Origin of the sequence: Psychrobacter sp. NC44 (genome assembly GCF_904846655.1) — a bacterium.
Lineage (GTDB): Bacteria > Pseudomonadota > Gammaproteobacteria > Pseudomonadales > Moraxellaceae > Psychrobacter.
In genome coordinates this window covers 58,024-74,212 of record NZ_CAJHBN010000001.1, presented here as the reverse complement: position 1 = coordinate 74,212, position 16,189 = coordinate 58,024, and the positions used below count along the sequence as shown (strand labels likewise).

Below are 16,189 nucleotides of genomic sequence, written 5' to 3'. Positions count from 1 at the left end.
CAATTTTGCAGCAACCCCTACCTCACTATTATATAAGCTTAAGATATTCTATGGCTCTGATACATTTAAAAGATATCCACCTTGCTTTTGGCGTCGCTCCTGTTCTTGATGGCATTGATTTTGCTATTGAAGCAGGTGAACGTGTCTGTTTAATTGGCCGTAATGGCGAAGGCAAATCCACCTTATTTAAGCTAATTAACGGTACCTTGCAACCTGATAGCGGCGAAGTCATTATCAATAGCAGCGTGCGCGTTGCGATGCTAGAACAAGACGTTCCCGAGACAAGCGGACGTATCCTAGACATCGTTATGGGTGGTAGCAGCCGCACGGCTGAGCTGCTTATCAACTACAATGCCCAAACAGATTTATGTGCCAATGGCGACATGGATGCCTGCGAGCGTATGGCCGATTTGCAGCATGATATCGATGCGGTACACGGTTGGGATTTAGAACGAGAAGCCACCCGCCTGATCAAAACCATGGGGCTGGATCCAGATGATGATTTGTCTTCATTATCAGGTGGTCGTAAGCGCCGTGTACTACTAGCACGCTCATTGGTCACCAAACCTGATGTACTGCTGCTCGATGAGCCTACCAACCATTTAGACGTTGATAGTATTGAATGGCTAGAGCGCTTTTTATTGGATTGGCAAGGTCTAACATTGTTGTTTGTCACCCATGATAGAGCATTCGTCAACAAACTATCGACGCGCATCATTGAGCTAGATCGTGGTCAATTAACCAGCTATGACGTCACTCAAGGCGAAGGTGGCTATGCACGCTATCAAGAGCTAAAAGAGCTACAGTTACTCGCTGAAGAAAAAAATAACGCCAACTTTGATAAAAAACTGGCGCAAGAAGAAGTTTGGATTCGCCAAGGTATCAAAGCCCGCCGTACTCGTAATGAAGGCCGTGTCCGTGAGCTAAAAGCACTGCGTGAAGAGCGTAGCGATCGCCGTGAGCAAGTCGGTAACGTTAATATCACCATGGGTCAAGGCGAGAAAAGCGGTAAGCTGGTCTGTAAAGTCAAAAACTTACATCTTGAGTATAATGGCAACGTATTGGTTGATAACTTTACGACGACTATCATGCGCGGTGATAAAATCGGTATTGTTGGACCCAACGGTGCGGGAAAAACCACACTAATTAAAGCCCTACTCGATATGTCTGATGATGAAGTCACCAAGACTGGTAGTGTTGAGTTAGGTACCAACCTTAAAATCGCTTTCTTCGACCAGTTGCGCGATCAGTTAGACCTTGAAGCCAGTGTGGCGCAAAACGTCTCAGAAGGCTCAGACTTCGTCGAAGTGGGCGGTCGTAAGACACACATCATGAGCTATCTACAAGATTTCTTATTTGCCCCAGAGCGTGCGCGTACCCCTGTCAAAGCACTATCAGGTGGTGAGCGTAACCGCGTGCTACTTGCCAAGCAGCTATTAAAGCCTGCCAACATTCTGGTACTCGATGAGCCAACCAATGACTTGGATATGGCGACACTTGAGCTACTAGAAGAGTCAGTCGCCAGCTTTGGCGGTACAATTTTGCTAATCAGCCATGACCGCTCATTTATGGACAATGTCGTTACCTCTACTTGGGTATTTGACCAAGATGAAGACGGCAAAGGTATCGTCAAAGAGTATGTCGGTGGTTATCAAGAATACTTGGTACAGAAAAACCGTGAGCAAGCCGCACACGCGGCTAGAGCACCAGCCAATAATGCAAATACTGCCAGTAAAGTTACCAATAAGACAACCGCAGCAAAACCTAACAAATCTGCCAAAAAGCTCAATTTCAATGAACAGCGTGAACTGGATAATTTGCCAAAAGAAATCGCTGCATTAGAAGCTGAACAAGCGCAATTGCAAGAGAAACTAGCAGATGGCTCATGGTTCACCACTGACGTTAATGCAGCGACTGCCGCAAGTGAGCGCCTACTGACGATTGAAGATGAGATGATGAATAAGCTTGAGCGTTGGAGTGCGCTTGAGAGCTAACGTTAGCGACTGAAGCGATGTTTTATAAAACTTCGAGTTTTATAAGATATGAAAAATAATGAAATAATCACCGTTTTGTTTTTATAAAGCGGTGATTATTGGTTTACGACTACTTACATAGTAGTTAGGTACTGAAAGTTAGTGAACATTACCTTAATTTCGAGTATCATTCGCTATTGCAAAATATCCTTATTAATTATAAGGTCATCACGCTTATAATCCTTGCCAAAAAATCTATGTGAGACATTGATAATGCAGCTATTTTGCATCAATTCTCCTATTCAACCTTAGAGTATGTTCTATCAAGGTTGCTTTATTTTTAACGCAATAATTTATTTTATCACCGAAATAGCTTAGAATAGCAACAATTAGCAAAATTAGGCACAGCCAAAGTGGCTTGATATTGTACATTTTCTAAGCCACAAACCCAGTGTGGGATAATCCCATTTCATTCACCTGGAGGAAGTATTAATGAGCCAAGCCGAAGGCGTTAACGTACAACGCCGTAGAGTTCTTATTGCCTCGACTGCCGCGATTGGTGCAGCTGGGGTAGCTGCTGTGGCAACACCTTTTGTCCGTTCTTGGTACCCAAGCGCTAAAGCTGAGGCTGCAGGGGCTGCAGTGACCCAAGACATTGGTTCTATCGAAGCAGGACAGATGATCGTTGTCAAATATCGCGGTAAACCCATTTTTGTGGTCAAACGCACAGAAGACATGCTAGCGACTTTAGCGTCAGTAAAACCTTTACTGTCTGACCCTGAATCTGATGCATCATTACAACCTGAATACTGTAAAAATCCAGAACGCTCTATCTCGCCAGAAGTCTTGGTAGTAGAAGGCGTCTGTACACATTTAGGTTGTGCACCAAACTACCGTCCTGATGTTGGCGCGGCTGACTTGGGTGGTAATGATTGGTATGGCGGATTTTTCTGCCCATGCCACGGGTCTAAATATGACTTGGCGGGTCGCGTTTATAGTGGCGTTCCTGCACCGCTTAACTTACCTGTCCCAGATTACAACATGGATGGTACCATCTTGACGATTGGGGAGGCTTAATATGAGCATGGGTAAAAAGTTAATGCATTGGGTGGACGCACGCTTTCCAGCGACCGAAACCTATGAATACCATATGTCAAAGTACTATGCACCAAAAAACTTTAACTTTTGGTACTTTTTTGGCGTGTTATCAATGGTGGTATTGGTTAACCAATTGGTAACAGGTATTTGGCTGACCATGATGTACAACCCAAGTGCCGAAGGGGCATTTGCGTCTGTTGAATACATCATGCGCGATGTCAAAGGTGGTTGGCTCATCCGTTATATGCACTCAACTGGCGCATCTGCGTTCTTTGTGGTCGTATATCTGCATATGTTTAGAGCACTGCTATATGGTTCATACCAGAAACCACGTGAGCTTATTTGGCTCATCGGTATGGGTATTTACTTAGCATTGATGGCAGAAGGTTTCTTCGGTTACCTACTTCCTTGGGGCAATATGTCATTTTGGGGTGCACAGGTTATCTTGAACCTTCCTGCTGCTCTACCTGTGATTGGTGATGGGCTTGCAGAATGGGTACGTGGTGATTATATTATCTCAGGTATCACCCTAAACCGCTTCTTTGCTCTACATGTGGTTGCTATCCCGCTTGTACTTGTGGGCTTAGTATTCATGCATATTGTAGCGCTACACCATGTGGGTTCGAACAACCCTGATGGTATTGATATCAAGAAGCTAAAAGATAAAAATGGTGTGCCCTTAGATGGTATTGAATTCCATCCGTACTACACAGTGCATGATATGATTGGTATCGTGGTCTTCTTTATCTTGTTCTTTGCAGTGGTATTCTTCTTCCCAGAAGGTGGCGGATTCTTCCTTGAGCCACCAAACTTTGAGACAGCGAATTCATTGAAAACGCCAGCACACATTGCACCAGTATGGTATTACACGCCATTCTATGCCATTTTACGTGCGGTTCCTGACAAGTTAGGTGGTGTGATTGCGATGGGTGGTGCGATTGCCGTACTATTCTTGATACCATGGCTAGACAGATCGCCTGTACGCTCTATACGTTATAAAGGCATTTTATCTAAAATTGCTTTAACCGTGTTTGCGATTAGTTTCTTAGTTTTAGGTTACTTAGGCGCGACGCCAACGACACCAACAGCAACATTGATGGCTCGTATCTTCACTGTCTTGTATTTCTTGTTTTTCTTACTGATGCCAATTTATACCTCTATTGAGAAGTGTAAACAGCCACCAGAACGCGTTACCGGAGGTCACTAATGAACACGCTAATTAAATCCCTAGCGGGTCTAGGCTTAGGCGCGGCATTAACCTTGACGGCTGGTACTGCACTGGCAGCTGGTGGCGGTGGATGTGGTACATTCACCAATGCTGAGGGTGTTGAAGAACACTTAGCTTGTAGTACTGCTCCTATTGATTTTACCAATAAGGGCTCGCTACAAAACGGTGCGAAAATCTTTATGAACTACTGTGCTGGTTGTCACTCTGCACAGTATGTTCGTCACTCGCGCATTGCTAAAGATTTAGAGATACCACCTGAGTTGGTCGAAAAGTATTTGATGGTCACCACCGATCAAATCGGTGATCATATCAATGCTGAAATTGATCCTGAAGTACAAGCATCATGGTTTGGCGCAGCACCACCAGACTTATCACTTGAAACCAGACTACGTGGCGATGACTGGGTATATACTTACCTGTTATCGTTTTATGAAGACCCAAGCCGTCCTTGGGGTGCCAATAACTTAGTACTTGCCAATGCGGCGATGCCTCATGTCTTGCATAATATGCAAGAAGAGCTGAGTGCTGAAGAGTTTGAATCTGAAGTGGGTGATTTGGTTAACTTTATGGCGTGGATGGCAGAGCCTAACCGTCATGACCGTCAAGTGATTGGCTTCTTTGTGATTTTATTCTTATTAGTATTACTCATTCCAGTTTACTTATTGAACAAAGAATTCTGGAAAGATGTAAAATAATTAAGTATTAAAAAATATATTTTTATCGAAAAAAAAGGCACTACTCTGGTAGTGCCTTTTTTTGTCTCTTAAAAGACCATAAAACACTGAACCATTATTTAAAACAAGGCTCACCCGCAATGTTTACGTACCTTGCCTTGATAATCAGGGCAACTTTGTTTACGATGATAGGCTTTACTATTAACATTAGGCTTTCATGATTGATGCGAACGACATTCCAAGTAGTCAGCTGATTTTATACGCTGATGACGGCTACGACAGTCATGTAGTGCGCCTATTGCTTGAGGAAAAAAAGCTTGCCTATTATCTATCACGCTTGCACTCTGAACGGCCTGAAGATTTAACCGAGCTGAATCCCTATCACACCTTACCTGTTCTGCAACAACGTGAAATCGCACTGTATGAGATCAATGTTATCTTTGAGTATCTTGAAGAGCGTTACCATACAAACAAGCTACTGCCAGATACCCCGCAAGAGCGTGCCCAATTTCGCCAGCTGGCTTGGCGTATTCAGCATGATTGGCTGGTACTCGGTAAGCGTCTACTCGTGCACCCTAATAGCTTTAATAAAGCACAAGCTGCTATTGCGAAAAAACAGTTAAGCGATTCTTTGATTACTTTGTCACCACTGTTTGCTCATAAGCCTTACTTTATGGCAGACGATTTTGGCTGGTGTGATGTATTGTTAGCACCTTTGTTATGGCGACTTGAAGAAATGGGAATTGAGCTGCCACGCGCAATTAGTCGCCCCTTATTTGATTATCAACAGCGGGTCTTTGAACGTACTAGCTTTCAAAAAAGTGTGCGTTAATTAGGGTGTATTCTCAATCTGAGCATTAAACCTTAAATGGGATAAAAATGACTAAATCTTTGTCAAACTGTGTCAAATAACTCGCTTATATTTCGATATTATCAGTACTATTTTTCTTGTTTGGCTGCAATTTTTATCACCATTTGCAAGAGTAGGACACACCCTAGACAATGCTTAACCGCTGTCTTAAAATAGAAAACAAAAAAATACCTTTAAGTTATTATATTCAAATTATCAGTATAGGAAACCCTTAGATGAGCGAAACCACCTCTATTACCCCAACACGTCCCTATATGGTGCGCGCGCTTTATCAGTGGATAGAAGACAATCAACTAACGCCTTACCTGATGGTTGATGCCACTGCCGAAAACGTACAGATTCCAAGGGAACACGTGCAAGATGGTCGTATCGTATTGAATATCGCCAGCCGTGCGACTGGTAATATGAGTATGGAAAATGATTATATTCATTTTAGTGCGCGTTTTGGCGGCGTGTCACAAGAGATTTGGGTACCAATGACATCGGTATTAGGTATTTATGCGAAAGAAAACTCGCAAGGGATGTTTTTTGACCCCAATGAATATGACAACTATCAACCTGAAGATGATGCGATAGTAAGCTCACAGAAGAGCCCTACTGCGACACCTAAAGCCAAACGTGATAATAAAGCTGGTTTAAAAGTGTTGAAATAGTCAATTTTTCGGTATAAAAAAGGCTGGTCGTATTATATACGGTCAGCCTTTTTGTGATTAATCTAAAAGATTTATCATTGTGCACTTTCAGTTAGCATATAAGATTACTAGGTTCTTGGCAATGTCACGCCGCGTTGACCTTGATACTTACCGCCGCGATCTTTATAGCTGGTTTCACATACGTCATCAGCATCACTTTGGAAAAACAGCATTTGTGCCACTCCTTCGCCTGCGTAAATACGCGCTGGTAGATTGGTGGTGTTACTAAATTCCAAAGTCACATGCCCTTCCCACTCAGGCTCCAGCGGCGTCACGTTGACGATAATTCCGCAACGGGCATACGTCGACTTACCAAGACAGATCGTCAACACATCACGTGGAATACGGAAATATTCCATGGTGCGTGCTAGCGCAAACGAGTTTGGCGGAATAATGCACTCGTCACCGATGACATCAATAAAGCTTTTCTCATCAAAGTTTTTTGGATCTACAATCACTGAATGAACATTGGTAAAAACTTTAAATTCAGGCGCGCAGCGTACATCATAACCATAGCTTGACGTACCGTAGCTAACCAAACGCTCGCCTGCATCATTAAAACGTACTTGACCCGCTTCAAACGGCTCAATCATGCCGTGTTCTTCAGCCATTTTACGAATCCAGCGGTCAGACTTGATAGACATTTTTGTTCCTTAGCAGCTATAAAATAAAATTTACGATATGAAGTGTATTTTGATAGCGACGATTATACGGAATTGAGCGCTCAATTTATAGGCTTGCCTGCGTTTAATATAAATCTACAATCAATACGACAACCGCCTACCATTTTGCGAAATGATCTTCTGCTAAGCCCATTATCTTATCGATTTTAATCACGTCATCTTTTAGACGAATCTCACCACTATAAAAGCCAAGCCATTGCTCAAATATACTGGCAAGCACACCAAAGTTATCCGTCTTTTTATAAACGGTTATCGGCGTGAAGGTTAAGTCAATATCAACATTGCTCCAGCCTAGGTTTTGATGATAGATGCGCCAAGGCTGTCGCGTATTATCTATGGTTTTAGCAGTATCATCTTGCTCATTAGCTGGCAAATTTAAACCATCACGAACAAACATCACAGGCGGTAAATAATAAATCTGCCCATCCAGCCAGCACGCATTTTCGCTAACACCGGTCTCATTGACGCCCATCGCTAGATTTAGGACAAAATGACGACCGTCTGGCAAATAACTATTGATACAACTCCAAAACCAATTGGTCTTGTGACGCATATAACCAAGCGTCCAATCGAGATTGGCGATAGTCGTTTTGGAAAAGTGAATTTGTTTGGCTTGAGCATCAGTGTTAAATTTTGAATGGGATTTAATAAGTAAACAACCAGATATACCCGTCAACGGTTCTTTTTGGGTGAAGGTCCAGCCGCGCCTGCCCGTTGGTGTGCAGACTGCTAATGGCACTGCTTGCCGCTGTAGCGTCGCATCAAGCGTAATGTGTTTACTGTCCAATGCTACTGCGATTTGTGAAGGCGTAAAGTCCAATGTTAATGTGAGACTACTATGGATGAATGCCATTTGCCCTTGATAGCACTCGCCTTCTAACTGTGTTTGCCGCGTTAACGGCTGCAATGCTTCACAAACCTCTAGCTGCTCAGTCTCATCGTTATAAAGATAAACAAAGGCACTCGTTGCCAACTTAATCGTTGCCAATGCCAGACAAACCCGATAAGGCGGCTGGATAATTTGAATAAAGCAAAATTGATTGGCTTTTAACTCTTTGCGCCAGTTTGGCAGCGCCTTTTGCGAAATAAGATGACTGTAATAGTCCAAATAATTGATATTTTTAACGTGAGCAAAAACACCAAAAATAGGCTGACCATTTTTAATCAGCTCATCGAGCACAACTGGCTTAATGCTGGTAGATAAGTGTTGTTGGTTTTGGTCATTGCGATTTTGATTCATGATTAAGGCATCCTAGCCAAATTTTTCTAAAGGTACTATTTTTCCTTGATAACTCACGGCAGTATGTACAGTTTTTCTTTTTGCCTTCGCAGAACCCACAAAAAACGCTTCCGTTATCAGCTTAACTTCAATACTGGTCAATCCATCTGCCAGTGTTTCTGTCACATCGGTAGCGGCTATCGCGCTCATCCATAAGAAATGTCTCGGAAACTTAAGTAAGAGGTCAGTTAATGCCTGTGAGAATTTGTTAAAGTCAGCAATCACCATGCGGCGATTGCTAAAGTCGGCGTTGACCTGATGGCGTTTACTACTCCCATCTTTATAGTAGCAAACGGCAATCACTTGATTGTTTGAGAGCTCAATCACATATATCGGCGAACGGAATAATTTCAGTCACCTATACTTTTTGGGAATACTATCTAAATGACCTTGATAAATCGATAAGCTCACAATATTCCCTTTTTAAAGATAAAAGCACTTTAAATACTATCCACTTAAGCTATTTCATTCTTATTAAAAACCACTATTAAAAAATACGTTTATCATCGACAGGCTTGGCGAATTTATTAATATTGGCTTCGATATTTTTAGCAATGCTAAGATAGTACGGCGCAAACTCATCATCGGCTAATACGCTCGGCTCACCTTTATCCACTTGTGCACGAATACCGCTGGCCAATGGCAACTGACCTAACAGCGGCACCTGATATTGCTCAGCAATTTTTTCGCCGCCACCTGTGCCAAAGATAGCTTCGGTATGATTACAGTTGCTACAGGTATGCAGTGCCATGTTTTCGACCACGCCGAGTACTGGGATATTGGTTTTGTTAAACATCTCAATGCCTTTTTGCGCATCAAGTAAGGCAATATGCTGCGGCGTCGTGACAATCACGGCACCCGTTACGGGAATACGCTGCGCTAGTGTCAACTGAATATCGCCTGTACCTGGCGGCATATCAATCACTAAGTAATCCAGCTGCGGCCAGTTGGTTTGGTTATACAGCTGCATCAGCGCACCAGTGGCTTTTGGTCCGCGCCACGCGACAGGCGTATTGTCACCATCGAGCAAGCTACCAATCGATAACATTGCCATGCCGTGTGCATTGATAGGAACAAACTGCTCGTTTTCCAGCTCAGGTTTGACATTATCGACGCCCAGCATCGTTGGCATACTAGGACCATAAATATCGGCATCAAGTACGCCAACACGGTTGCCTAGCTTTTGTAATGCCAAAGCAATGTTGACCGTGGTAGTGGATTTACCAACACCGCCTTTACCCGATGCCACGACGATAATATGACGAATACGCGGATGCGCGGCGAGTGACGCTTGTGTCGGTGCGGCTTTGGTAATTGGTGGTTCAACAGTAGTATTGCTATCAGCATTTGCCGCTGGTTTATGTTGATTGTCCATGGCATTAGTGGTTTTTGGCATTGCTTTTGGCAGACTTGACCCCGAGCCTTTCGTCGGTGCGGGCAGACGAACATTCATATGAATAGTCTTGATCCCGTGCGGATGTAACAGTTGCCCAAGTTCTTGTTGGATAATTTCAGGATTACTATTTACGGGTAGACGCAAGTCTAAGGTGAGCTGGTCACCATCACGTTCGAGCCCCGTTACCATGGTGGCAATACTGACAGTACCTACCTCATAACCAAGCAGCACCTTGTCCACGGCACTATCGCGCTCTGCCCGCTGCTCTGGTGTTTCTGATTTTTTGGTGGAGGTTTTCTTCATAAAGTTAAACATAGCGACTATTACTGCCTATACAAGTGAGTGGGCATGACAAAAACTCAGTGAATACTGTCGTGAACAATACCGCTCGTGAGCGTTTTAGCCAGACCTTTTATAGTGACAGTGTAGCTGAATTACCACTATAAAAAAACCACAACGCTAGTGGGACTAGGCTTTATAGCAGCGTTAACCGATAGACAAAAACTGTGAAGCAATAAACAAATAAATAAGTACACCCGAGGCATCACAGACAGAGGTAATCAAAGGCGCACTGGCAGTGGCAGGGTCAAAACCCAATTTATTAAGCACAAAAGGTAAGCTCATACCAATCACACAACCAATCATCACCACCGACATCATACTCAGTGCCAGCACTAACGACACCACTGCATCACCACGTACATAACCGATGATTGAGATAGCCACCGCCATCGTCGCCCCAAGCATCAACGCAACCACTGCCTCTCGACCCAATAATGAAAACCAGTCACGCATGACCACATCGCCAGTCGCCAAAGCTCGCACCATCAAGGTCGCTGACTGCGAGCCAGCGTTACCGCCACTGTCGACCAATAAAGGTAAAAAGAACACCAATACCAAATTGGCGGCAATCACATCTTCAAATTTTGCAATACTAAAGCCTGAGAGCAAGTTACCAAATACTAAGAACACTAACCAAAAGACCCGCTTACGGTATAACACCCGAACGCTGACGTCTTTTAATTTGCCAACCATGGTCGAGACACCTCCCGACTTATGGAAATCATCGGTTGCCTCATCACTCACCACATCCATCGCATCATCGTGGGTAACAATACCGACCAAAGCACCACTATCATCGGTAATAGGCAGCGCAATTAAATCATAGCGAGCCACGACTTTCGCAACGTCTTCTTGATCATCATTGACATTACAAGACACTACTGTACTCATCATAATGTCATTAATCAGCTGTTCAGGAGCCGCTAAAATAAGTACTCGTAAAGAGACAACGCCTAATAATTTACGCTCATCATCAATCACATAAGCATGATAAATAGTTTCGGCATCAGGTGCTTCTAGGCGCAGTGCTGCCAATGCTTCAGAGACAGTCATATGAGCAGCTAAAGTCGCATAATCAGACGTCATCAACGCACCAGCAGTGCGCTCCTCATAGGCAGATAACTTACGAATATCTTCACGTTGTGCCTGTGCCAATGCGGGCAACAAGGCATCACGTTGATCTTGACTGAGGCGCTTATATAAATCTGCGCGCTCATCCGCAGGCATCTCGCCTATTATCTTTGCTAATATAGCCCGAGGAAATACATAGGCAAGTGCAACCTGAATATCCGTTTCTAAATAGGAGAACACGGTAGAACGATTGGGCAGATGCTCAAGTAGCTGCCACGCAAGATTTGGCTCCATGAGTGCCAGAACATCGGCAATATCAATCGGGCGCAAATTTTGAAGTTGATTGATTGATTGCTCAAACTGCTGTTGCTCGATAGCACGGCTTAATTTTGCTGCAAGCGTTTTTGCAAAATCCTTATCATTCATTATACTTACTCCGTGCGACCCGAAACGGTATTCAAGCGCTCATAAAAAAGAGCCAATCTAATTGGCTCAAATTAATATAAAACTAGATGCTAATGGATTGGTCTTTTATTAGCAAGCCAATGATTCTTAAACCAATCAAACAACCCGCGAACCCATTAATTCACCACGCTGTTAATTCATAAACCAACCGTGACTGGCAACGATAGACTGACCTGTAAATACATTGCTTGGGAAGGCTGCTAAAAACAATGCCAATTGGGCAATATCGTCAACCGTCGTGAATTCTTTATCTACCGTATTAACCAGCATAATATCATTGACTACAGATTCTTCACTGATGCCTTTTTCAGCCGCTTGTTGCGGAATTTGCTTTTCGACCAATGGTGTTTTGACAAACCCTGGGCAAATCACATGCGCGCGTACATTATGCTCAGCGCCTTCTTTGGCCAATACACGGCACAGCCCAAGTAACCCATGTTTCGCTGTGACGTAAGGCGCCTTAAACATGGATGCTTCATGCGAATGGACTGACCCCATATAAATGACCGTACCGCCTTTGTCATCTTTATACATATGCTGTATCGCCGCTTTGGTGGTCAAAAATGCCCCATCTAAATGGATAGCAAGCATTTTTTTCCAATCCTCAAACGCCATTTTATGGATTGGATCGATAATCTGAATACCAGCATTGGAGACAAGAATATCAATACCACCAAAGGTATCGACAAGCTGCTGCACACCAGCGTTTACCGCCTCCTCTGAAGTCACATCCATGGCAATGGCAAATGCGCGTCCGCCTGCCGCTTCAATAGCATCAACGGTTTTCTGAGCGGCTTCAAGATTAATATCAGCAATACCAACCGCTGCGCCTGCTTTGGCATAAGTTTCAGCGATATCACGTCCGATACCGCTGGCAGCGCCTGTCACCAATGCCACTTTGCCCGACAAATCCTGTTGTAATTGGGTCGCCATATTTTATAGTCCATTATCAAATAGGTTTTTTAGAGGTCTGTGCCAAATATATCTAACAAGCTTATTGAGCAATGCTCACTGGCGTCTTTTCTTGTAGCTCATCAAAGCTAACACCTTCTGCCAGCTCAACTAGCTTTAGACCGTTGTCAGTGACGTCTAGTACAGCAAGTTCGGTAATAATTCGATCAACCACCCCTTTGCCTGTCAATGGTAGCTCGCAATTGGCAAGAATTTTTGGCTCGCCGTGTTTATTGACTTGTTCCATCAAGACAATCACGCGCTGCACGCCAGCGACTAGATCCATCGCACCGCCCATGCCTTTGACCATCTTTTTGGGAATCATCCAGTTGGCCAAATCACCTTTTTCTGATACTTCCATCGCACCCAATATCGCAAGATTGACATGACCACCGCGAATCATCGCAAACGACTCTGAGCTACTAAAATAACTGGCACCCGCTTCGGCAGTGACGGTTTGTTTACCCGCATTAATCAAATCTGCATCGACATTTTCTGCCGTCGGAAACTCGCCAATACCTAATAGACCATTTTCAGACTGTAGCCAAACATCGACATCTTTGGGGATATAATTGGCGACTAGGGTTGGTAGTCCAATGCCTAAGTTGACATAATAGCCGTCTTGTAGCTCTTGTGCGGCACGCTGTGCCATCTGCTCTCTTGTCCATGCCATGATAACTTCCTTATTTTTATAACGACCCCAAAAAATATGATGAGCGGTGTGAAACTCGCTTAGTCTACTAAATGTAGCACTTTCACTCGTTTTCCTTGCCACTCAAATTTTTAGGAATAGTCTTACAATATTCTATTATTAATTTAACACTTTAAAAAAATCTATAAAGCCTTTAACTAAGCGCCTTCAACGGCCTTAATCGTGGTTTTTTCAATACGCTTTTCAGGATTGCTATTCAAGACGATACGCTGCACAAAGATACCCGGCAGATGCACATAATCAGGATCAAAGGTGCCCGTCTCTACGATTTCTTCGACTTCGACAATAGTAATTTTGCCTGCCATGGCGCAATCTGGATTGAAGTTACGCGCCGTCTTGTTAAAAATTAAATTGCCCGCTTTGTCCGCTTTTTGCGCTTTGATTAATGACACATCAGCGCGCAATGAGTGCTCAAGTATATAAGTACGACCGTCAAAATCACGGGTTTCTTTGCCTTCAGCGACCAGTGTGCCGACGCCAGTGGCGGTGTAAAACGCAGGAATACCAGCACCGCCCGAACGTAGTTTTTCCGCTAAAGTCCCTTGCGGCGTTAATTCAACTTCTAACTCGCCTGCCAAGTATTGACGCTCAAATTCTTTATTTTCACCGACATAGGATGAAATCATTTTTTTAATCTGGCGCGTTTGCAATAGCAATCCTAAGCCAAAATCATCGACCCCAGCGTTATTACTGATGCAAGTTAACCCTTTAACACCACTATCACGCAATGCGGCGATTAACGCTTCAGGAATACCGCACAGACCAAAACCACCGATAGCGAGCGTTTGTCCATCGCTGACGATACCTTTTAGCGCTTCTTCGGCACTGCTATATACTTTTGATTGACTCATGCTTATCTCCTTGCAAGTCTATTTTTTGTTATTAACTTCTATCATCAATGATTATGAGTGACTGACATCACTCAATATTTCCATATTTATACTAATACAATTTCTATCGATATATCATAATTAAAAATCTTGTGCTAACTTACCATATTATTCTCGTAGCGAGAAGAGAATAACCATAGGAATATACAAGCCAGCGCAGTAGCGGTATATATGATGGGTCAATATCTTATTAAGACAGGATTTATGTTTAATAAAATATCAAATATTGGCTATTTTAAGTAATTTTATTGACCAATATCACTATGCTCTGCATACTCGCTGATTGAACTTTGCCAAGGAGGGCGGTCATGTTTAGTACCTTTGCTATTGTCATTACTTTATTATTACTGATGTTTTTTGCTTATCGCGGTTATTCCGTGCTGATATTAGCACCGATTATGGCGACATTAGCCGTACTATTATCAGGTGATTTTTTAAGCACTATTCCTGCCTATACCGATGTGTTTATGGGCGCATTGAGTGGATTTTTACTTAAGTTTTTCCCTATATTCTTGCTGGGTGCATTATTTGGGCGTTTGATGGCAGACTCTGGTGCGGCGACTGCGATTGCCAAAACTGTGGTCGAAAAGCTTGGTGCCAGCAAAGCCATCTTAGCGGTTATCTTAGTTTGTGCCATTTTAACCTATGGTGGCGTCTCTTTATTTGTCGTGGCATTTGCTATTTACCCCATTGCCAAAGACTTGTTTAAAGCCGCTGATATTCCTAAGCGCTTGATTCCGGCAGCGATTGCCTTAGGTTCATTTACCTTTACGATGACGGCATTGCCAGGTACGCCTGCCATTCAAAACGCCATTCCGATTCCTTACTATAATACCAACGTTTTTGCCGCGCCTATCTTGGGTATTATCGGCGGCACCATCATGTTTATTTGTGGTTGGTTATGGCTACAATCACGCGCCAGAAAAGCCAATGCAGCAGGCGAAGGCTATGGTCAGCATGACGAAGAGGATGTGGGCGGCGTTGGCGCAGCCAAAAAAGAAACTGAGGTATTAAATACGCATCACACCTCATTTACTATTGCTATGATTCCACTGGTGTTGGTCATTGGCTTGAATGCTCTATTAACTTACACTGTCTTTCCATCAGTGGATTTTAGCGGCTTACAAGCTCAGTTTCCTGATCTAAATATCGCAGGCTCACTGGGTTTATGGTCAATAATCATCTCGTTAGTCGTGGCCTGTGCGGTGTTAATTTTGCTACGTATCGGTCATTGGAATAATCTGCAAAAAACCATCAACCGTGGTACTTATGATTCGATGCTGCCGATTTTTAATACTGCCTCAGAAGTTGGCTACGGCGCGGTTATCGCCTCGCTAGCAGGCTTCCTCATCATTCGTGATAGTATTTTAAATCTAACACCTGACAATCCTTTAATCTCAGAAGCGGTGGCGATGACTACGCTGGCTGGTATTACTGGCTCATCGTCTGGTGGTTTGAGTATCGCGTTATCGACGTTGGGTGAAGACTATTTAAGAATGGCGGTCGCAGCGGGTATTGACCCAGAATTGATGCACCGTGTTGCTGTGATGGCAGCAGGTGGTTTGGATACGCTACCGCATAGTGGTGCGGTCATCACCTTACTTGCGATTTGTGGTTTGACCCATAAGCAGTCCTATCTAAACGTCGCCATGGTAACGATGGTGATTCCACTTATTGCTGTGGTCGCCGTTATCATTTTAGGGACGATATTTGGCTCGTTCTAATATCCTAGAATGAGGCATTTATTAAACCTTAAAGATAATTAAATTTAACGATTATTGCTTGATACCAAAGAGCCCACTGAGCGATTGCTTGGTGGGTTTTTTATGCATGCTTTCTCATTACTACCTCTAAATACAACCGA

General features: G+C 43.5%; 15 protein-coding genes. 7 read left to right on the top strand and 8 right to left on the bottom strand.

The window, feature by feature from the left end; genetic code table 11:
• The first annotated feature begins 50 nt into the window (after positions 1 to 50).
• From JMX95_RS00285 to JMX95_RS00260, 6 genes are all read left to right on the top strand, one after another.
• Positions 51 to 1,994, top strand: coding sequence for an ATP-binding cassette domain-containing protein (locus JMX95_RS00285; RefSeq protein WP_201559751.1), 1,944 nt, complete (start codon positions 51 to 53; stop codon positions 1,992 to 1,994).
• A 471-nt stretch (positions 1,995 to 2,465) separates the two neighbouring features.
• Positions 2,466 to 3,050 carry a ubiquinol-cytochrome c reductase iron-sulfur subunit gene (gene petA / locus JMX95_RS00280; protein WP_045446807.1) on the top strand — a complete coding sequence of 195 codons (585 nt, stop codon included), beginning with the start codon at positions 2,466 to 2,468 and terminating at the stop codon, positions 3,048 to 3,050.
• 7 nt (positions 3,051 to 3,057) lie between these two features.
• Entirely contained in the window at positions 3,058 to 4,278 is a 1,221-nt protein-coding gene (locus tag JMX95_RS00275) for a cytochrome b (protein WP_372815435.1), read from the top strand.
• Complete coding sequence (locus JMX95_RS00270; protein ID WP_045446804.1) at positions 4,278 to 4,994, top strand: cytochrome c1; 717 nt, start codon at positions 4,278 to 4,280, stop codon at positions 4,992 to 4,994. The genes JMX95_RS00275 and JMX95_RS00270 overlap by 1 nt, the downstream gene beginning before the upstream one ends.
• Positions 4,995 to 5,190: 196 nt before the next feature.
• Positions 5,191 to 5,805, top strand: a complete 615-nt coding sequence (locus tag JMX95_RS00265) for a glutathione S-transferase N-terminal domain-containing protein (RefSeq protein WP_201559748.1) — start codon at positions 5,191 to 5,193, stop codon at positions 5,803 to 5,805.
• Between the two features lie 254 nt (positions 5,806 to 6,059).
• Entirely contained in the window at positions 6,060 to 6,497 is a 438-nt protein-coding gene (locus JMX95_RS00260; protein ID WP_045446801.1) for a ClpXP protease specificity-enhancing factor, read from the top strand.
• A gap of 107 nt (positions 6,498 to 6,604) precedes the next feature.
• Here JMX95_RS00260 and dcd read toward each other — a convergent pair whose 3' ends face one another.
• The 8 genes from dcd to JMX95_RS00220 form a co-directional block, all read right to left on the bottom strand.
• Positions 6,605 to 7,180, bottom strand: a complete 576-nt coding sequence (dcd, locus tag JMX95_RS00255) for a dCTP deaminase (protein WP_011513914.1) — start codon at positions 7,178 to 7,180, stop codon at positions 6,605 to 6,607.
• A gap of 136 nt (positions 7,181 to 7,316) precedes the next feature.
• On the bottom strand, positions 7,317 to 8,459 hold the full coding sequence (locus JMX95_RS00250; protein ID WP_055124350.1) for a DUF2804 domain-containing protein: 1,143 nt from the start codon (positions 8,457 to 8,459) through the stop codon (positions 7,317 to 7,319).
• A gap of 12 nt (positions 8,460 to 8,471) precedes the next feature.
• Positions 8,472 to 8,825 (bottom strand): hypothetical protein, encoded by a 354-nt coding sequence (locus tag JMX95_RS00245; protein ID WP_201559746.1) that lies wholly within the window; start codon positions 8,823 to 8,825, stop codon positions 8,472 to 8,474.
• A gap of 160 nt (positions 8,826 to 8,985) precedes the next feature.
• The gene (gene apbC, locus JMX95_RS00240; protein WP_201559744.1) at positions 8,986 to 10,209 is read right to left on the bottom strand and encodes an iron-sulfur cluster carrier protein ApbC; all 1,224 of its coding nucleotides are present in this window, start codon (positions 10,207 to 10,209) and stop codon (positions 8,986 to 8,988) included.
• Positions 10,210 to 10,380: 171 nt separating this feature from the next.
• A complete protein-coding gene (gene mgtE / locus JMX95_RS00235; protein ID WP_198329729.1) occupies positions 10,381 to 11,733 on the bottom strand; it encodes a magnesium transporter in 1,353 nt (450 codons plus the stop codon).
• 171 nt (positions 11,734 to 11,904) lie between these two features.
• Complete coding sequence (locus tag JMX95_RS00230) at positions 11,905 to 12,705, bottom strand: 3-hydroxybutyrate dehydrogenase (protein WP_087815038.1); 801 nt, start codon at positions 12,703 to 12,705, stop codon at positions 11,905 to 11,907.
• 61 nt (positions 12,706 to 12,766) lie between these two features.
• Entirely contained in the window at positions 12,767 to 13,396 is a 630-nt protein-coding gene (locus JMX95_RS00225; RefSeq protein ID WP_045455208.1) for a CoA transferase subunit B, read from the bottom strand.
• Between the two features lie 176 nt (positions 13,397 to 13,572).
• Positions 13,573 to 14,286, bottom strand: a complete 714-nt coding sequence (locus JMX95_RS00220; RefSeq protein ID WP_198329730.1) for a CoA transferase subunit A — start codon at positions 14,284 to 14,286, stop codon at positions 13,573 to 13,575.
• Between the two features lie 347 nt (positions 14,287 to 14,633).
• Here JMX95_RS00220 and JMX95_RS00215 point away from each other — a divergent pair, with 347 nt between their 5' ends.
• Positions 14,634 to 16,049: a GntP family permease gene (locus JMX95_RS00215; RefSeq protein ID WP_087815040.1), complete on the top strand. Its 1,416-nt coding sequence runs from the start codon at positions 14,634 to 14,636 to the stop codon at positions 16,047 to 16,049.
• Positions 16,050 to 16,189: the final 140 nt, after the last annotated feature.